The sequence below is a fragment of the Sporosarcina beigongshangi genome (genome assembly GCF_033485195.1).
GTDB lineage: Bacteria > Bacillota > Bacilli > Bacillales_A > Planococcaceae > Sporosarcina > Sporosarcina beigongshangi.
On the sequence record NZ_JAWLIR010000020.1, the window covers coordinates 39,052 to 56,788 of the forward strand.

The 17,737-nt window shown below is 42.6% G+C and carries 19 protein-coding genes; 12 read left to right on the forward strand and 7 right to left on the reverse strand.

The features are described from left to right. Positions 1 to 108 precede the first annotated feature (108 nt). Both R2B77_RS10795 and R2B77_RS10800 read right to left on the reverse strand, forming a co-directional pair. Complete coding sequence (locus tag R2B77_RS10795; RefSeq protein ID WP_203248216.1) at positions 109 to 1,107, reverse strand: inorganic phosphate transporter; 999 nt, start codon at positions 1,105 to 1,107, stop codon at positions 109 to 111. An 11-nt stretch (positions 1,108 to 1,118) separates the two neighbouring features. Then, a complete protein-coding gene (locus R2B77_RS10800) occupies positions 1,119 to 1,739 on the reverse strand; it encodes a DUF47 domain-containing protein (RefSeq protein WP_203248215.1) in 621 nt (206 codons plus the stop codon). Positions 1,740 to 2,072: 333 nt separating this feature from the next. On the opposite strand from R2B77_RS10800, the gene R2B77_RS10805 reads away from it, so the two are divergent. From R2B77_RS10805 to R2B77_RS10840, 8 genes are all read left to right on the forward strand, one after another. After that, positions 2,073 to 2,606 (forward strand): hypothetical protein, encoded by a 534-nt coding sequence (locus R2B77_RS10805; RefSeq protein ID WP_203248214.1) that lies wholly within the window; start codon positions 2,073 to 2,075, stop codon positions 2,604 to 2,606. Positions 2,607 to 2,815: 209 nt separating this feature from the next. Continuing rightward, on the forward strand, positions 2,816 to 4,363 hold the full coding sequence (locus R2B77_RS10810; protein WP_232843485.1) for a flotillin family protein: 1,548 nt from the start codon (positions 2,816 to 2,818) through the stop codon (positions 4,361 to 4,363). A gap of 315 nt (positions 4,364 to 4,678) precedes the next feature. After that, positions 4,679 to 5,617: an HD-GYP domain-containing protein gene (locus tag R2B77_RS10815; protein ID WP_203248212.1), complete on the forward strand. Its 939-nt coding sequence runs from the start codon at positions 4,679 to 4,681 to the stop codon at positions 5,615 to 5,617. Between the two features lie 176 nt (positions 5,618 to 5,793). Continuing rightward, positions 5,794 to 7,005 (forward strand): multidrug effflux MFS transporter, encoded by a 1,212-nt coding sequence (locus R2B77_RS10820; RefSeq protein WP_203248211.1) that lies wholly within the window; start codon positions 5,794 to 5,796, stop codon positions 7,003 to 7,005. A gap of 61 nt (positions 7,006 to 7,066) precedes the next feature. Then, complete coding sequence (locus tag R2B77_RS10825) at positions 7,067 to 7,531, forward strand: NUDIX hydrolase (RefSeq protein ID WP_203248210.1); 465 nt, start codon at positions 7,067 to 7,069, stop codon at positions 7,529 to 7,531. Positions 7,532 to 7,564: 33 nt separating this feature from the next. After that, a complete protein-coding gene (gene fumC / locus R2B77_RS10830) occupies positions 7,565 to 8,947 on the forward strand; it encodes a class II fumarate hydratase (protein ID WP_203248209.1) in 1,383 nt (460 codons plus the stop codon). A gap of 5 nt (positions 8,948 to 8,952) precedes the next feature. Next, the gene (locus R2B77_RS10835; protein WP_203248208.1) at positions 8,953 to 9,351 is read left to right on the forward strand and encodes an HIT family protein; all 399 of its coding nucleotides are present in this window, start codon (positions 8,953 to 8,955) and stop codon (positions 9,349 to 9,351) included. An 83-nt stretch (positions 9,352 to 9,434) separates the two neighbouring features. Next, the gene (locus R2B77_RS10840) at positions 9,435 to 9,935 is read left to right on the forward strand and encodes a PCYCGC motif-containing (lipo)protein (RefSeq protein ID WP_203248207.1); all 501 of its coding nucleotides are present in this window, start codon (positions 9,435 to 9,437) and stop codon (positions 9,933 to 9,935) included. A 54-nt stretch (positions 9,936 to 9,989) separates the two neighbouring features. Here the strand turns inward: R2B77_RS10840 and R2B77_RS10845 are convergent, their stop codons facing one another. Genes R2B77_RS10845 through garR form a run of 3 tightly spaced genes read right to left on the reverse strand, consistent with a single transcriptional unit; the run spans position 9,990 to position 13,678 of the window. Beyond that, positions 9,990 to 11,342, reverse strand: coding sequence for a GntP family permease (locus tag R2B77_RS10845; protein WP_203248206.1), 1,353 nt, complete (start codon positions 11,340 to 11,342; stop codon positions 9,990 to 9,992). An 18-nt stretch (positions 11,343 to 11,360) separates the two neighbouring features. Further along, positions 11,361 to 12,782, reverse strand: coding sequence for a four-carbon acid sugar kinase family protein (locus tag R2B77_RS10850; protein ID WP_203248205.1), 1,422 nt, complete (start codon positions 12,780 to 12,782; stop codon positions 11,361 to 11,363). Further along, entirely contained in the window at positions 12,779 to 13,678 is a 900-nt protein-coding gene (gene garR / locus R2B77_RS10855) for a 2-hydroxy-3-oxopropionate reductase (RefSeq protein WP_212391656.1), read from the reverse strand. The genes R2B77_RS10850 and garR overlap by 4 nt, the downstream gene beginning before the upstream one ends. A gap of 175 nt (positions 13,679 to 13,853) precedes the next feature. On the opposite strand from garR, the gene R2B77_RS10860 reads away from it, so the two are divergent. Then, positions 13,854 to 14,465: a GntR family transcriptional regulator gene (locus tag R2B77_RS10860; protein WP_203248204.1), complete on the forward strand. Its 612-nt coding sequence runs from the start codon at positions 13,854 to 13,856 to the stop codon at positions 14,463 to 14,465. 47 nt (positions 14,466 to 14,512) lie between these two features. Here the strand turns inward: R2B77_RS10860 and R2B77_RS10865 are convergent, their stop codons facing one another. Both R2B77_RS10865 and R2B77_RS10870 read right to left on the reverse strand, forming a co-directional pair. Continuing rightward, the gene (locus tag R2B77_RS10865; RefSeq protein WP_203248203.1) at positions 14,513 to 15,385 is read right to left on the reverse strand and encodes a DUF3298 and DUF4163 domain-containing protein; all 873 of its coding nucleotides are present in this window, start codon (positions 15,383 to 15,385) and stop codon (positions 14,513 to 14,515) included. Then, entirely contained in the window at positions 15,385 to 15,879 is a 495-nt protein-coding gene (locus R2B77_RS10870; protein WP_203248202.1) for an RNA polymerase sigma factor, read from the reverse strand. Before R2B77_RS10870 ends, R2B77_RS10865 begins: the two co-directional genes overlap by 1 nt. A 174-nt stretch (positions 15,880 to 16,053) precedes the next feature. Between R2B77_RS10870 and R2B77_RS10875 the strand changes: the two genes are divergently transcribed. Genes R2B77_RS10875 through R2B77_RS17985 form a run of 3 tightly spaced genes read left to right on the forward strand, consistent with a single transcriptional unit; the run spans position 16,054 to position 17,555 of the window. Beyond that, the gene (locus R2B77_RS10875; RefSeq protein WP_203248201.1) at positions 16,054 to 16,710 is read left to right on the forward strand and encodes a Dph6-related ATP pyrophosphatase; all 657 of its coding nucleotides are present in this window, start codon (positions 16,054 to 16,056) and stop codon (positions 16,708 to 16,710) included. 33 nt (positions 16,711 to 16,743) lie between these two features. Continuing rightward, positions 16,744 to 17,238 carry a hypothetical protein gene (locus R2B77_RS10880; RefSeq protein ID WP_203248200.1) on the forward strand — a complete coding sequence of 165 codons (495 nt, stop codon included), beginning with the start codon at positions 16,744 to 16,746 and terminating at the stop codon, positions 17,236 to 17,238. Positions 17,239 to 17,258: 20 nt separating this feature from the next. Beyond that, positions 17,259 to 17,555 carry a TIGR04104 family putative zinc finger protein gene (locus tag R2B77_RS17985; protein WP_203248199.1) on the forward strand — a complete coding sequence of 99 codons (297 nt, stop codon included), beginning with the start codon at positions 17,259 to 17,261 and terminating at the stop codon, positions 17,553 to 17,555. The last annotated feature ends 182 nt before the right edge of the window (positions 17,556 to 17,737 follow it).

Below are 17,737 nucleotides of genomic sequence, written 5' to 3' on the forward strand. Positions count from 1 at the left end.
CTCAAGTCTTGAAGCGGTCAAGATGTATTCGAGACCATCGCGCCGAACAAAAATAATTCTTCTTTATCATAGCAGAGCCTAAATGGGAATGCAAGTGAAATGATTAATTTAAAAAAACAAATTCAGAACCTGATAGACAATTGCAGCAAGTGTTGCTGAAATTGGCAATGTAATGACCCATGTCATAACAATTTTTTGGGCAACGCCCCAGTTAACGCCTTTCACACGCTGTGCCGATCCTACCCCCATAATTGCGGAAGAAATGACGTGAGTCGTACTAACTGGCAAGTGAATAAGTGTTGCCCCGAAAATGATGATAGCAGATGATAAGTCAGCTGCGGCACCGTTCACTGGACGGATTTTCATGATTTTACCGCCGACAGTCTTAATAATTTTATAGCCACCGATTGACGTCCCGAGCCCCATCGCAGTAGCTGCGGCAATTCGGACCCACAGCTGGATGTCATCCCCTGCTTGCAGTTCCGCGGCAATAAGTGCCATCGTAATAATCCCCATTGCTTTTTGTGCATCGTTTGTACCGTGCGTGAATGCTTGTAGTGCAGCCGTACCGATCTGTAAATAGCGGAATCGGGTATTTGCTTTGAATAGATTTCTGTTTTTAAATAAAATCTTGAACAGAGTCATCATTAAGAATCCCCCCGCAAGTGCGATAAACGGAGAAATTAGGAGTGCCTGTAAGATTTTCAAGAACCCATTGTAATTCAAAATACCAAATCCGGCAGCGGAAATAGCCGCACCTGCGATGGATCCAATCAATGCATGTGAGGAACTTGATGGAATTCCGAAATACCATGTAATTAGATTCCAGGCGATAGCAGCTGTAAGAGCCGCTAGGATAACAAGCGAACCATTATCAAGAACGAATGGATCGACAATGTCTTTGGAAATCGTTTTCGCGACGCCGGTAAATGTGAGTGCGCCGACAAAGTTCATGATAGCTGCCATGAAAATAGCAGTTCGTGGTTTTAGCGCGCGCGTAGAAACGGATGTAGCGATGGCGTTAGCCGTATCGTGAAACCCGTTGATGAAATCGAATGCGAGCGCAAACACGACAACCATGATCGTAAGGAAAAGTATTATGTCCATAGTTCTCCCCCTTATGCGTTGCGCATAATGATTGTTTCTATTGTATTTGCAACGTCTTGGCAGTAATCTGCGATATCTTCAAGTTGCTCGTAAATGTCTTTGAATTGGATAATGCGGATTGGATCTTTTTCATTAATGAAAAGCTGTTTGATAGATGTACGAAACACCTCGTCGCAAATCCGTTCGTATTCTTTGATGAGTACGGCATGATCACGCATCGCTTCCAATTTCTTTCTTGCAAGTAACTTCATCGCTTTCACAATTTCATCTGTACTCTTCACAATGTTTTCCATGAATTTCTGCACATACTCGTCTATTTCTATAAGAGAGAACATTTCAAGATGTGCTGCAAAATGCTCAACACCATCGAGGACATCGTCCATCTTAATCGCCAGTTGCAAAATATCTTCACGTTCAATTGGTGTCATGAAGGACTTATTGAGCTTCGTAATGAGTTCGTGAATAAGTGTGTCGCCTTCTGTCTCGTAAATTTTGAGCTTAATGCTCACTTCTTTTAGGTCAGCAACAGTAGCGACTTTAAAGTCATCTGCATAATGGACTGCTTCTTGCACATTTTCTGCAATTGTTAACAGTGCTGTGAAGAAAGGATCGGTTTTTCGTGGGTTTAACATTGATTATGCCTCCATCCGTCTCCGGAAATAAATTAATGAACTTGCTTATCATAGCAAAGACTATTTAAAAATGGGACAAAATTCGACGACATTTACACAAACTTAACAAAACTTTTACGAAAATAGGGTTGCTCTTTTGGAAAGTGATAATTCGGCAATAGGAATGCACTTCTTTAGCGTACCCTTTCTGAAAAAAAGTAACAAAATATACGGTGCCCAGTTACTTCCACCACGGATTAGAGAAGAAAAAATTAATTTGTTAGCAAATTGAAACTTATTCCAAAACTGCCCGTATATATAGTAAGGCAAAAAAGTGGAAGTGGAGGTGATGGAATGGAGCTGTTTGGGATGCCGATTGTGCAAGTGTATTTGGTTGTATTGATCGTTGCGGGCCTTGCGACGGTGCTGTACCTCTTTTTCAGTGACATGGCAGAAGGTATTGGTGAGGTAAGTCCGTTGTTGGATCCAGCAGTTGTGCTTGCATTTATAACACTTACTGCCGCCGCTGGTTATATACTGGAGCTTGTTACAGCCTTGAACAGTGGAATTATTATCGTAATCGCGTTAGTTATTGCAGCTGTACTCGATTTCTTGTTGTATGTTTTTGTACTGCTTCCAATAAGGTCGGCAGAAGTATCACTTGCTTATACCGATGAGTCGCTAGTGGGGCAGGTTGCTAAAGTGATTGTCCCTGTGCCGATAGGTGGCTTCGGTGAAATTGTCATCGAAACAGTGAGTGGGATTTTATCGAAGAGGGCAGTAGGATATGAAAACACGGCAATTGAGTATGGAAAAGAAGTGCTTATTATGGAAGTGAAGAATGGGTCATTTATCGTCAAGGAGTATGAGCCATTTCGCTTCAACTAAATTCAGCAAAAGTCCACCACTCTCATAAGTGGCGGGTTGAACGCTGAAAATGCACTTAATTCAGTGGGGTTTCGAACTTAAGCTGAATTAAGTTGAAGCCTCCGGCGGATGTCACAGAGTTTTAAGGGAGCTTTTCGAGCGAGCTCGAAAAAATCTGGACGCAATTACGCCGAGGCGCAATTGATAATTAATTTAAAGGGGGAAAAATGATGGGAATTTGGATTGCGCTTGGAGTCGTCGCGTTTGTTTTGTTGGCAGTCATTCTTGTTTATGTATCGAAGTATAAGACAGTTGGACCAGATGAAGCATTGATTGTGACAGGGAGTTATTTAGGAGCGAAAAATGTACATACGGATGAGTCGGGTAATCGCATTAAAATCATCCGTGGTGGCGGGACATTCGTGTTACCGGTATTCCAACAGGCAACGCCACTAAGCTTATTATCGAGCAAGTTGGAAGTGACGACGCCGGAAGTGTATACGGAGCAGGGTGTTCCGGTTATGGCAGACGGAACGGCGATTATTAAAATCGGTGGTTCAATCTCGGAAATTGCGACAGCTGCCGAACAGTTTTTAGGGAAATCTAAAGTAGACCGCGAAAACGAAGCGAAGGAAGTATTGGAAGGTCATTTGCGTTCGATTTTAGGTTCTATGACCGTTGAAGAGATTTATAAAAACCGAGATATGTTCTCGCAGGAAGTGCAACGTGTCGCTTCGCAGGATCTATCAAAAATGGGGCTTGTTATCGTTTCATTTACGATTAAAGATGTACGCGATAAAAATGGTTACCTAGACTCACTAGGGAAGCCGCGTATTGCGCAAGTAAAACGTGATGCAGATATCGCTACGGTTGAAGCCGAAAAAGAAACACGTATTAAAAATGCGGAAGCCTCTAAAGAAGCACAAAAAGCAGAAATCGAGCGTGCAACTGAAATTGCAGAAGCTGAAAAAGAGAATCTATTGAAAGTGGCGGAGTACCGCCGAGAGCAAGATGTGGCGAAAGCACGTGCTGACCAAGCGTATGAATTGCAAACAGCAGTTTCCAAGCAGGAAGTTATGGAACAGGAAATGCAAATTCAAATTATCGAGCGTCAAAAGCAAATTGAGCTGGAAGAGAAAGAGATTTTACGTCGTGAGAAACAATATGATTCTGAAGTGAAGAAAAAAGCGGATGCGGATCGTTATGCGATTGAGCAAAATGCGGAAGCTGAAAAATCTAAGCAAATTACAGAAGCAGATGCTGAAAAGTATCGTATTGAAGCGCGTGCGACGGCGGATGCAGAAAAAGTCCGTCTTGATGGGCAGGCAAAAGCCGATTCTCAGCGTGCACAAGGGGAATCTGAGGCAGATATTATTCGTCTGAAAGGTCTTGCAGAGGCCGAAGCGAAACGTAAAATTGCCGAAGCCTTTGAACAATACGGGCAAGCCGCGATGCTTGATATGATTGTTAAAATGCTACCAGAATATGCGAAGGAAATTGCAAGTCCATTGTCTAACATCGATAAAATTACTGTTGTTGACACAGGTGGTGGCGAAGGCGGCGGTGCAAATAAAGTAACGTCGTATGCAACGAACTTAATGTCTACGCTACAGGAAACATTGAAAGCCTCCTCAGGCATTGACGTGAAGGAAATGCTGGAGAATTATTCTGGAAAAGGAACGATTCGTCCGAGCATTGATCAGCTAACGAACGAAGTGAAGGCAGCAAATTCGAAACAGCTTGTTGAAAAAGAAGTAGTAGCTGACGTAGCAGAATAAATTGAAGAAGAAAGAGTCCATGCGTAAGTGTTACGTGTGGACTCTTTTTGTAGAGATATTACCTGGAAAGTTAACCTGGCTATCTATGGTATGAGAGTTTTTTTATCTATTTTCATTAGAAGATTCTTTTATGTACATAGAGCTTTTTGTTTAGGAAAAAGACAATGTAATTCTAAACAATTGTTTAGAATTACGACAATTAAATTGAAAAACAACTAATAAAGAGGAAATAGTCTAGATAAGTAGAGTGACTATTGCTATAATTGAGAAACTCCTTGAGTATATAGTCACTAAATAATTTAGAGGGTGGAATATATGATAACCCATTTAAACAAGTCATTCGTTAATTATACAGAAGATGGAAATCCAACCTTGCGCCTTAGCTCCGTTGAAATTATTTTGTTGGGAAGGTGGGATGGGTTGTCGAATGCCCTTCTAACATTACATAAAAACCAATTTTTCATGGTGAAATATGACGATGAGCGTTTCAAAAGTGAATCTTATATGCTACTTGAGGGCGATGTGGAAATGGAGGTAAACGGATTTCGTCGTGTGCTGGAAATTGGTGAAGTAATCGACGCTTCCTCCTACGAAGAAACTGTGTCTTTTTACGGAGAAACAGAAGCTGTTTTTTTACTGAAAATAGATGCTGAGGCTTATGAAGCGCATTTTCTGGAGATGCAGATGCTTCAAAAAGAAGCTGAAGAAATTGAGTTATTAGACGGCTATACCTATCATCATTGTGATCGTATTAAAAATTATACAATTGAAGTATGGAAGCATTTAGAAATGCCAGGGGATACCCAAAGTCTTATTGTGTTAAGGTGGGGCGCCTATTTTCATGATATTGGAAAACGAGCGGTTCCGTTGGAGATATTGAATAAGCCAGGGAAGCTAACCGCAGAGGAATGGGAAATTATGAAATCTCATACAACGAAAGGCGCAAAAATGGTACGAGAACATGCTGTAGAATGGCTTAAAGATGTTGCATTTATTGTTGAGCAACACCATGAAAGGTATGATGGCAAGGGTTATCCATATGGTTTAAAGGGGGACCAGATTGCACTGGAAGCTGCTATAGTTTCAGTTGTTGATGCTTTTGACGCGATGACAACCGACCGTCCCTATAAGAAGGCCTATCCTGTAAAGGAAGCCGTAAACGAACTGAGGGCTGGAAAAGGGACACAGTTCAATCCCGAAGTCGTCGATGCATTTATCGAAATATTGGAGAGAAAACAGTTTAAGTGGAAATAAAGACCTAGGCGACTAAGGTTCGCCTAGGTTTAAATATTGGCCTTAATTTCTGCAGAAGGCGCAGAAATTAAGGCCAATCGAACCCTTCGCTGTTCGATTGGCAATCGGGTCTTTTTTTATTTTACGTGGGTGTTATAGGGTGGGGAAGAAAGGATGTCTGTGCTGGAATGAAAGCAATGAACAATCAAGTTACTAACTCAAAATCAGTAGGCAAGCTGTGGGTCATTCTTATACTGGGCTCGTTGACAGCTTTTGGCCCTTTATCATTGGATATGTATTTACCAGCACTTCCTATCGTAGCGGAAGATTTACAAGCAACGACGTCTCTTGCACAATTGAGCTTGACTGCCTGCCTATTAGGGCTAGCAATCGGTCAGCTGATATTTGGTCCGTTAAGTGATATTCGAGGTAGACGGAAGCCTCTTGTGCTGACGCTTATCATTTACGCCATCGCGTCGGTACTTTGTGCATTTAGTCCAAGTATATGGGTGTTTATCGGCTTGCGTTTTGTTCAAGGATTGACAGGAGCAGCTGGAATTGTCATTGCTCGAGCATCTGCCCGTGATATGTATTCGGGAACAGAGTTAACGAAATTTATCGCTTTACTAGCGCTCGTCAATGGAGCAGCGCCAATCTTAGCGCCTATTTCTGGCGGTATCATTTTAAACTTTGCGTCATGGACTAGTGTATTTATCATTTTAGGTATTATCGGTTTAGTTATGTTTACCGCAGTCTTCTTCTTTTTACCAGAAACGTTGCCAGAAGAAAATCGCTCAGAAGGAAGTCTGCTAGCTGTCTTCAAAGCGTTTAGGAGTTTATTTGCCAATCGTGTGTTCATGGGGGCTGCATTTACACAGGCATTTGTCTCAACAGGCATGTTTGCCTATATTGCCGGTTCCCCTTTTGTGTTGCAAAACATCTATGAGGTCACACCGCAACAATTTTCCATGTTATTTGCGGCCAACGGTGTCGGTATTATTATTGCCGCACAGCTAGCAGGTCGATTATCGGGTAAGGTAAATGAGGTGAAACTACTATTTACAGGGATTATGATTTCGCTTGCTGGTAGCGTCCTGCTTGTATTTGTTGTACTCAATGATCTACCACTACTTGCGATGGCCGTTGCGCTCTTTTTAGTCGTGTCCAGTGTAGGAATGGTGGGAACGATGTCATTTTCGATTGGTATGCAAAGTCAGGGGAAATCGGCGGGGAGTGCTTCTGCATTTCTTGGATTACTGCCATTTATCGGAGGGGCTATTGTTGCACCAATTGTCGGTATCGCAGGGGATCAAACGGCTTGGCCGATGGGCATTGTGATTGCTGTTTGTAGTGTAATGGCCACCGTTATTTATATGGTGTTTGTGAGAGGTCATGTTCAGAGTGAATAAGAGGAATGGGAAAGACTCGGGAAACCGGGTCTTTTTCATGTACATATCAGGAGGGATTCCAGTGGACTACATTCAAACAATGAGAAAAATGGTCGGCAAGGAGCCGCTGCTAACAGTGGGCTGCGGTGTCATTATAATGAACGAAGGTAAAATATTACTTCAGCACCGTGCAGATGAAGATAATTGGTGTATTCCGGGTGGCGTGATGGAACTGGGCGAAACGTTTGAAGAGACAGCGATAAGGGAGACTTATGAAGAAACAGGATTGCATGTGGAAGGGCTACAGTTATTTGGCCTTTATTCAGGAGAGTCCTGCTATGTCACCTATCCGAATGGCGATCAAGTATACAGTGTGCAGGTTATTTTTCACACGAATCAATACCAAGGAGAGCTAATGCAGGGTGGGGCTGAATGCAAGGCGCATCGTTTTTTCAGCAAAGATGACCTGCCGGAAAACTTAAATCCAAGACAAAAAGCGTTCATCCAAGACTGGGCGCATGAAAAAAAGCTACCGGTCATGAGATAATAAAAATACTTACATTCGAAAGGTGATGGCGAAATGAATTATCGTATTGAACATGATACATTTGGTGAAATTAAAGTACCTGCAGACAAGTTATGGGGTGCGCAGACGCAGCGCAGTAAGCAAAACTTCAAAATTGGTGAGGAAAGAATGCCGATTGGTGTTGTTCGTGCATTCGCCCATTTGAAAAAGTCAGCAGCTATTGCGAGCCATGCGAACGGCGCCCTTTCAGCAGCAAAAATGAAAGCCATTTCTGCTGCTGCAGATGAAGTGATTGCCGGGAAATTGGATGATCATTTCCCGCTCGTCGTTTGGCAAACAGGCAGTGGGACACAATCGAATATGAATATGAACGAAGTACTGGCCAATCGTGGCAATCAATTGCTAGAGGAGTGGGACGAGGAAGAACGTCTACACCCGAACGATGATGTCAATAAATCGCAAAGCTCGAATGACACATTCCCGACAGCCTTGCACGTCGCAGGTGTTATTGCTGTCCAACAGCAGCTCATCCCGGCAATCGGTCAGTTGAAAGCAACGCTTGGCAAAAAGTCGGAAGAATTCATGGATATTATTAAAATCGGTCGTACACATTTGCAAGACGCTACGCCATTGACACTAGGGCAAGAAATCAGTGGCTGGCACCGTATGTTGGAGAAAACAGAAAAAATGATTAGAGATAGTGTTGAATCGATGAAAGAGCTAGCCATCGGCGGAACCGCAGTTGGGACAGGTTTGAATGCACCTGCTGGATTTGGTGACCGTGTAGCGGAGGAAATTAGTAAGGCGGTAGGTATCGAGTTCACTTCTGCGCAGAATAAATTCCATTCATTAACGAGCTATGACGAAGTCGTTTACGTTCACGGTGCCATCAAAGCGCTGGCGGCAGACCTTATGAAAATTGCCAACGATGTACGTTGGCTGGCAAGCGGTCCACGTTCCGGTATTGGCGAAATTACGATTCCGGAAAATGAACCAGGGAGTTCCATTATGCCTGGGAAGGTCAATCCGACACAAAGTGAAGCGTTAACGATGGTCGTCGCACAAGTGATGGGCAACGACGCAACAATCGGTTTTGCGGCAAGCCAAGGGAACTTTGAACTAAACGTCTTCAAACCTGTTATCATTTACAACTTCTTGCAATCTGTGACGTTGTTGAGTGATGCAATCATCAGTTTCGATGATAACTGTGCAGTCGGAATTGAGCCGAATCGAGAAGAAATTGAGCGTAAAGTACAAAATTCACTCATGCTTGTAACGGCATTGAATCCGTATATCGGTTATGAAAATGCAGCGAAAATCGCCAAGACTGCCCATGCGGAAGGCACAACGTTGAAAGAGGCGGCATTGAAAACGGGTTTATTGACAGAAGAGCAGTTTGGCGAGTATGTCGACCCATCGAAAATGATTGGGAGATAAGGAGCATGTACGAAAAAGAGTGCCCGTATTGTAACTTGCTCGCAGATCCGGAGCAACGAATTATTTTTGAAAACGCAACATGTGCTTATATTCAAAAACCTTCCGAACAACGGGTGTTGGAAGGTAGTGGTCTAATTGTTCCAAAACGGCATGCGTCAGACGTGTTTTCGTTAACGAAAGAAGAGTGGAGTGACACACAGGAGCTTCTATTGAAATCCAAGGTCTATTTGGAAGAGCGGCATGGACACGATGGTTATTCAGTCGGTTGGAATACTGGGAAAACAGGTGGTCAATCAATTCCGCATGCACATTTACATGTCATTCCACGCTTTGCAGATGAGCTACATGCCGGGAAGGGCATTCGCCATTGGATTAAACAAGAAGATAATCGACGTCATCCTTAATTGTCCACAATTCCGTAACCCATCAAATTAGTGATTTGGGCTATGATGGAAGGGTAGATAAGAAAATTAGGAGTGGACATAATATGAAAAAACGATTAATGCTCGTCTTACTTGCTATGACACTTGTCGTTGCAGCATGTGGTCAGAAGGCTGATACAGACCATGAGAAAGACCATTTGGAAACCGGACAACATAAGCAATTGCCAAACGGTGACTTGCAGGAGGTAACGGCGTCTGCCGCTGAATTACCAGCATTCCTGGACGATAAATCGGAAGAAATGCGCCTCGTCTATCAAGTTGCCGGTACAGCAACGGATATCCTAGATTACATGCCATGCTATTGTGGCTGTGGTGACAGTGCAGGACATGAAAGTAACACAAACTGTTTCATCGATGAAATTCGTGAAGATGGTTCTGTTGTGTGGGATGACCACGGCACACGTTGTCAGGTTTGTCTTGAAATTGCGGTACAATCTGTAAAGATGACGCAAGAAGGTAAGTCGTTAACAGAAGTACGTAATTTTATTGATGAAACATATAAGGAAGGCTATGCGCAACCAACCGATACACCGATGCCATCTTAATGAAAACCCCACTACAATTCAGAACTAGAATTGTAGTGGGGTTTTTGAACCTTATTATAAACCTGGTAAAAATCCGCTGAATAAGCTAAGAATATACACCATACCAAGTGCAGTTAGCCCAGCAACAAATCCACCGATGGACCAAGCTTGAATCGTCTGAGGAATTGTCAGACGACCGAATTTATTGACGACCCAGAATCCTGAGTCATTCGGAAGAGACAAGCCGATTGCTCCAGCACAAATGGCTAGTCCGAGCAAAACAGGCGATACGCCGAGTTCGAGAACCATAGGTCCCATAATGGAGGACGTTGTGACAAGTGCAACTGTAGCGGAGCCGAGTGATGCACGCAAAATTTGAGAGAAGATAAATGCCAGTAAAAATACCGGAATGCTCCAACCTTGCATCGTTGAAATTAAATAATCACCAATTCCACTCTGATTAATGACTGCTCCGAAGGCACCACCAGCACCTGTGACTAAAAGAATCATCCCAGCCGAATTAAGTGCCTCATCGTATAATTGACTATAAGGAACACTAATATAAGGGCGTAATACAATAATCGCGACAATGACACTAATGAAAAGCGCAACGTTCTTATCTCCGATAAAACCAAGTACATTGGATAATGGACCTTCCGGAAGATATAGTTTTGTAACCGTGTTCAATAAGATTAAAACAATTGGTAATCCAAGTATAGCAAATGAGAGACCCGTTGAAATTTCTTTGCGTGGAGCTGTTTGCTCTGTTTGAACGACTTCTTCCTCTTCAATTTGCCCTAGTGAAGGCTTGATGCGCTTGCCGATGAATGACCCATAAATATATCCACCAACAATCGCCGCAGGAATAGCACAAATAATAGCATAGAGAATAAACAATCCTAAATCAGCACCTGTGTTTTCAGCAACGACTAAAGGTCCTGGAGTGGGTGGAATCATACTATGTGAAACGATGAGCCCTATACCAAGCGCAGTGGCAAAAGTGACAATGGAAATACCAGTCTTTTTCGACAAACTTCTAACAAGACCACTTAAAATAACAAAAGCGGCATCAAAGAATACAGGGATGGAAACAACAACTCCCGTTAAAGATAGACCGGCAGCCGATTTTTTTGCACCGAAAACCCGTAAGACAGCTTGGGCAATTTTTTCAATTGCGCCAGATACACCAAGGAACTGTCCAAAAATAACCCCAAGACCAATTAAAATCCCGACTCCTGTCAACGTATTACCGAAGCCACTAGCAACGACTTTCGGTATTTCCGCTAGAGGAAAACCAATGACTAAAGCAGTCGCTAGTGCAACCCCAATTAAAGATAAAAATGGTTCAATCTTCAACTTTAAAATCATGAAAAACAATGCAGCGAGTGATAATACAAAAATAACAATGAGCAAATTCCCTTCAACCATTTCCCTTACCCCTTTTCCTTAATTAGATTGTAGTTTTTGTACTACTTTTTTTAATGTGTCGTCTTCGCCAACATTCCCGGGAAAAATAACATATGGAATATGTGGAAAACGACTATCTCCACCTGTTCTCCAAACAGGTACCCCTGGAGCGATTTGGCCAATTACCTCTGCTTTTTTCACTTCAAGTCCGATAGTCCCCACGTCACTCGAAGTGATTCCGCCTTTTGCAATGACATAACGCGGGTGTGGGCTACATTCATGAACAAATTGTGTAACTGCGTTTGAAATTTTTACCGATAACGCTAATTCCTCCTCTTCCCTACCATCCTCTAAATCCAATCTTTCACGAGATGTGTAGACACACACATCAGTACCTTCCGAAATCTTGGTATTTATCAATTGTTGGATACGAGAAATTTCAATCCCAAATTGTTCTTCGTTCGTCACAAGATGACAATCGAATTCAATATAGTAAAGAGAGGATAATTCTTTTAATCGATTCAATTGGGCCGTTGTTTTTTGGACATGTGACCCAACAACAATAAGACCGCCCGTTGAAGTCGCTTCAGTAATCAAATCTTCTTTCGTCAAATAAGGTTTGGAAGAAATATCCCCAATTACCTTTGTAAATGAAGCGGCAGTTCGAAAGAGGTAGTTACCTCCTTTGTTAATCGCGCGCAATAGGGCGATTGAAAATGCTTTAACATCCTCTTCTGAGACAGCGTTGACAATAAGCTTTTGAAAATTTTTCAGCTGAAGAAGCTTGTCTGTCATAGCCGTGAAGTTGAGCGCCCGCAGTTCATCTAGAGAAATGGATAGGACAGAGTCTTTAGGATAGGCTTCAGCCGTTTTTTCTGCGACCCATTCTTTTAAGTTGCTGCTGCTAAATCCAAACATGCGGTCCTTGGCAAACTCAGTGTCGCCCGCAGGTGTGTAGTTATCCCCTTGCTTGACGTAATGAATATCGTCGATAGTCTCTCGTCCACCTTCTTTAAAGAACGGTAAAATAATTTCTCCATCGAAGTGAAGAGAACTTTCTTTTTCTAATGACTCTTTTAATACCACTGTTTCTAGTGGGTAATGCCCCCGTAAAGTGGAGTCTCCACGGCTGATGAGTAGAAAAGCTTGCTTTTGTTGTTCAGCAACGCGAGCAATTCTCTCTGCGATTTCTGTATGCACTTGACGTGTTTTATCTGTCGAAAATGCACGTGAATTTGTTAGGAGGAAGACCATCTGCCGCTCCTCTTGGAACATAGCCGTGATGGTTTCCTCTGACCAATCCGTGAATACGGGAACTCCGTGAACGGTTTGGACGCCCGTTGGATCATCGTCCAGCACAATAATTTTATGCGAAAAGGCTGTACGTTCCTGTTGCCATAAGTTTTCTAGGTCTGAACCATAAGCAGGAAGACTAGTCACCCGCTTTAGCACATTATTCAAGACTTGCTCCCACCTTTCTTCACTTCAAAGTTCGCTAGTTTTTCATAGTATTGAACTAATCCAGCATGATCATCTGCTGCCTTTCCATCCACTTTCAATGCATGGAACATTTCTACGACATTTGACGTAAGTGGCATAGGCACGCCAATTTCTCTTCCGGCGTCAAGTACATTTGTTAAATCTTTTAAGTTGATATCAATACGCCCGCCCGCCACAAAATTCCGATCAAGTACAAGTGGTATTTTTGCATCCAAAACTGCACTTCCAGCGAGTCCCCCACGGATTGCTTGATACATTTTTTCTACATCAACACCAGCTTTTGCCGCTAGAACAACGGCTTCAGACATTGCCGCAATCGTGACGTTCACCAAAATTTGGTTCGCAAGTTTTGTCGTTGAACCACTACCGCTAGCACCTACATGTGTGATGTCTTCGCCCATCGCTTGTAAAGCTGGTAGCACTTTCCCTAGTGCTTTTTCGTCTCCACCAATCATGATTGACATCGTTCCATCGATTGCTTTCGGTTCACCGCCACTGACTGGAGCATCTAGAAATGCGACATCTTTCTTTGAAAATTCTTGTGCGAAATATTGGGAGTCTACTGGAGAGACTGAGCTCATGTCAACGATAACTGTACCGGCTTTTACCCCTTCAACTACACCATTTTCACCCAATAATACATGCTTTACGATGGCTGCATTTGGAAGCATCGTGATGATGCAATCACTTTTTACTGCGACTTCACGGGGTGATTGCGCTTCAGTTGCACCAGCAGCAACGACGATTTTTCTTGCTTCTTCACTAACGTCAAAAGCGGTTACATGAAAGCCTGCTTTTAGTAAATTAAGTACCATGGGTCTACCCATAATTCCGAGTCCGATAAATCCTATATTCATGATGATTCCTCCTTCGATATTTTGAAAGCGCCTACATTCATTAATAGGAGTATACAATAAGTATTCTGACTTGTATACAATTTATTTTGAAATGAATACATTTATGATTAAAATGCCGATTAAGTGGTAAATCGAGTATACTTATTGTATACACGGAAATGTGGAGGGAAATTTATTGCAACATACAGCGATGACAGCTCAACGACAGGCATATGAAATCATACGTGACCACATACTGGACGGAACTTACCCAGGAGGCATGAAGCTGGTTGAGGAGAGGATGGCCGAGGAAATTGGTGTCAGTAGGACCCCAATTCGCGAAGCGATTCGCCGGCTAGAGCAAGAGGGTTTGATCAAAAGGAAAAAAGTGATTCAGCCGACAGAGACGGATTTGCGGCATTTATTTCAAATGAGGATTCTTATCGAATGTCATGCAGCGGAGATGGCGGCGTCTTATATGATAGAAGAAGATTTGGCGGAATTGCACTCTTGCATCGAGAAGGCAAGGTTAGGCTCTTCTGATGAAACAGTTCAGGCGAATAAGCGATTTCATGATCTAATTGTGCGAGAATGCCGCAATCCAATCATGATTGACACGGTCGATAAAATGCAATCAGTTATTTATTTGTTTAGCCGAGCAGTCGTGCTTTATAAGCGACCATTCCTAATTGATGAGCACGAAGGAATTTGGCGTGCAATTAGTGATCGAGAGCCAGAGCGGGCAAGTGAATTGATGCGAACGCATTTGGAATCTGATTTAGAGTTTACCCTGAATATTGTGGATTAAAAAGTCATGAAAAAAGCAGACACAATTGCGTGTCTGCTTTTCTGTAGTTATTTAATATAGGCATCGCTCACTAGGTGTTCTTGCAAAATGTCCGTTGGGATTTCAAACGTCACGATGCCCATAGAACCAGGTGAAACCTCATATTTTTGGAATGAAATAACGAGCTTATTGTCAGCTGTAATATAGAAATCTTGGTCAGGTCGGATTTTTTCAAAGCCTTCCTGCGACTCGTCTTTTAAAAAGTACACGATATTTTCATCAGTTGTCATTTGCTGAGCCATTTCATCCAAAATGTATGAGCTAATGGCGTCCACGTAATTTTTATCTTTAAATAGGCTTGGCAATGTGATTAAAATACTGTTCTCCTTATCAATCGTGTCATAGGTCATAATTGTGGAAGAAGACCCGACGATGTTTAACTCATAGCGTGCGATGGAGAGTAACTGATTTGTATCTGTTTTTATTTCGTAGCCAGCCATAACGCCAAGATGACCGTCACCCGATTTCTCCATTTCTGAAACGTCCTTTTCAAATTGTTCAAAGAGTGCTTTATTTTCTTGGATATATTTATTGTTTAACATTGCTTGAAGCTCTTTATCCGCCAGGCCTTCAATTGCAGGTGTAGAGATATCCGCTTGATAGGTTTCTTTATCCACTGTCAATTGTTGCACGGTTAAGACGTTGACGAACGCGCCGAGTACAGGCACATTGGCCATCGCCTGCGCAAAAGATGGACTCATATTGATGCTCCCAATGAAAAGAGCAGCCGCTGCAGCAACGCCGATTGTCCACTGTTTTAAAAGTGGACGCCTCTTACGTGAGGCTTTTGCCTTTTGGATGGATGCATTCACAATATCCTCTAATTCGGACGGAATTTCCGTTTCATCATAATCCTTTTTTAACTTGTTCAATTTATTCATTATCTGAACTCCTCTCCAACTTCAATACGTAATTTCCTCAAAGCCGCATATAATCTCGTTTTGACTGTATTGACATTGTCACCCGTCACTTCGGCGATTTCATCGATCTTTAAATCCTCAAAAAATCGAAGAATGATGAGTGTCTTATATTTTGGCGGTAGTTGATCGATGGCCTTTTGTAAGTCTATATCCGTTATTTCATCTTCAAGTTGCGGTAAAAAGCGATCGAGGATGTCATCGTCCATCACAGCTACCCTCTGATGCTTGCGAATAAAATCAATAGCGGTATTGACGATAATCCGATAAAACCATGTTTTGAGGAAGGCCAGCTCATCTAGTCGATCCACTGAATGTAGTGCTTTTACAATGGCATCTTGTACGATATCCAGTGCATTTTCTTTATTGCGCACATAGCTATATGCAAGCCGGTAATGAGCTTCCCGGTTTTCGACTATAAAGTTTTCTACAAGTTCGAACTTCTCATTTTTTGTCATGACAAAAGATCACCTTCTCCAATTTCCAACATGTCGCGAGCACGTTACATTTATTTGACGGGGCATAGCTGTGAAAAGTTTGGTTTTATGAAAGACAGACAGTTAACGGAATTTTTTGTAAGATAATCGTAAAGCTATGGTAAAATAAATACAAGAGTAAGAGGGAGTGGTAGCATGAAGGGTATATCATTTGTAGCGTCATGGAGTGGTGGAAAAGATTCCGCAATGGCGTATTATCGGGCGATGCAAGCAGGGGGCAATCCGAAGCGATTGTGGACAATGTTTGAGGAGAATAAAGAGCGGTCAAAATCGCATGCCTTACCTTTTGCAGTCGTTGAAGCACAAGCGGAAAAGTTAGGCGTGCCTTTAATGATTCGGGGAGCAAGCTGGAGTGGCTACGAAGAACAGTTTTTAGATGCCATGGACGCCTGTAAAGAGTTGGGCATTAACCACGCTGTTTTCGGAGATATCGATCTTGAAGACCATTTGCACTGGGTGCAGAAAACGTGTGCGAAGGTTTCCATGGAAGCGGTGCATCCGTTATGGCTAGAGCCTCGCCGTAGCTTATTAGAGGAATTCGTGGCAGCGGGATTTGAGGCCTATATTGTCGTTGTTAATACAAAAATGATGCCTGCACATTTCATTGGTCGCAAATTTACTGTAGAGCTGATGGATGAATTGGATGCGCTTGGCATTGATTCGTGTGGTGAATCCGGTGAATTTCATACCGTTGTTGTGGACGGTCCTATTTTCAGTGAGCGTGTGCCTGTTGTATTTTCGGGGCAACATGAACGGGATGGCTATGTGTTTTTGGACGTGACGTTGGAATAAATAAGAAATTCTAATGAAACGAGGGTGTTTTCATTGTATGTGAAGGGTTGGAGATGGTTGTTGCCGGTCGTATTGATGTTGGCAGCATGTTCTTCTATAGTCTATCCCAAAGAAATGCCTGAGGAATTCGATTTCAGTGTGGAATATGGAGTGGAAGGCAGGCAAAAAGTCGATACCTTTACGGACACTGTTGTAAAGGACTTGGTGGAAGATGGCGTAGTGGAGGCACCTATAGCGTTAACGGATGAAGAAATGCAGGACGTTTACAATAAAATGGTTGCCCTCGATATAATGGGGAAGCTGGATTTTGAGGACGATGAAAATGCACAATGTGCGACTGAACCTGAATTGAGAACGGAATGGATCATTCAGCTTAATGGGGATTTGAATATCATCAGGTATGCGTTGCTTTGTAGTGATACACCGGATTCACAAGCTATTATGGAGTTGCAAGAATATGTTCATTCCCTTGTGATAGTAAAAGACGAGTATAAGAAACTACCTGAGTCGAATGGCTATTATGAATAAAGGAATAGGGGTTAGTACATATGAAATTACAAAAATGTGATCACTGCAATGCTTCATTTACATGGAGTGAGATCAACAAATCTCTTTGGCTAGCGTACAGACCAATTACATGTAGGCAATGTGGCACAAAACATAAGGTGCTAGTTGCTTCGAGGTTCCTATTTGTTTTAATTGTAGTACCTATGACTCCGCTTGGATTGTATGTGGTGAATACTTACAATCCGCCGATTCTTTCATTGATAGTTATGCTCCTTTTGCTAACAATTCCCTTACTACTGATATTCCCCTATTTAGCGAGGTATAGTGATGACTACTAAGGTAAGATCAATCACGCCGCGGCGTGATTGTGTCCGGATTTTGAATTGAGCGTGCTCAATTAACTCCCTTCAAAATCTGTGACATCGGGGAAGGGTTGAACTGCATCCGTCCTTGGAGGCTTGGGCCAACAGGATGTTGGTTACTCAGATGTTGCCGCAGGACGCGGCGGTTTTAGTCTGAG

Excerpts from the sequence above, each read along its gene's own strand:
- R2B77_RS10865 (WP_203248203.1), bottom strand. The coding sequence starts at position 15,385 with ATGAATAAATTGAACAAGTTAAAAAAGGATTATGATGAAACGGAAATT.
- R2B77_RS10875 (WP_203248201.1), top strand. The coding sequence starts at position 16,054 with ATGAAGGGTATATCATTTGTAGCGTCATGGAGTGGTGGAAAAGATTCC.
- R2B77_RS10805 (WP_203248214.1), top strand. The coding sequence starts at position 2,073 with ATGGAGCTGTTTGGGATGCCGATTGTGCAAGTGTATTTGGTTGTATTG.
- R2B77_RS10840 (WP_203248207.1), top strand. The coding sequence starts at position 9,435 with ATGAAAAAACGATTAATGCTCGTCTTACTTGCTATGACACTTGTCGTT.
- R2B77_RS10820 (WP_203248211.1), top strand. The coding sequence starts at position 5,794 with ATGAACAATCAAGTTACTAACTCAAAATCAGTAGGCAAGCTGTGGGTC.
- R2B77_RS10845 (WP_203248206.1), bottom strand. The coding sequence starts at position 11,342 with ATGGTTGAAGGGAATTTGCTCATTGTTATTTTTGTATTATCACTCGCT.
- R2B77_RS10870 (WP_203248202.1), bottom strand. The coding sequence starts at position 15,879 with ATGACAAAAAATGAGAAGTTCGAACTTGTAGAAAACTTTATAGTCGAA.
- R2B77_RS10800 (WP_203248215.1), bottom strand. The coding sequence starts at position 1,739 with ATGTTAAACCCACGAAAAACCGATCCTTTCTTCACAGCACTGTTAACA.
- R2B77_RS10810 (WP_232843485.1), top strand. The coding sequence starts at position 2,816 with ATGGGAATTTGGATTGCGCTTGGAGTCGTCGCGTTTGTTTTGTTGGCA.
- R2B77_RS10815 (WP_203248212.1), top strand. The coding sequence starts at position 4,679 with ATGATAACCCATTTAAACAAGTCATTCGTTAATTATACAGAAGATGGA.
- fumC (WP_203248209.1), top strand. The coding sequence starts at position 7,565 with ATGAATTATCGTATTGAACATGATACATTTGGTGAAATTAAAGTACCT.
- R2B77_RS10835 (WP_203248208.1), top strand. The coding sequence starts at position 8,953 with ATGTACGAAAAAGAGTGCCCGTATTGTAACTTGCTCGCAGATCCGGAG.
- garR (WP_212391656.1), bottom strand. The coding sequence starts at position 13,678 with ATGAATATAGGATTTATCGGACTCGGAATTATGGGTAGACCCATGGTA.
- R2B77_RS10795 (WP_203248216.1), bottom strand. The coding sequence starts at position 1,107 with ATGGACATAATACTTTTCCTTACGATCATGGTTGTCGTGTTTGCGCTC.
- R2B77_RS17985 (WP_203248199.1), top strand. The coding sequence starts at position 17,259 with ATGAAATTACAAAAATGTGATCACTGCAATGCTTCATTTACATGGAGT.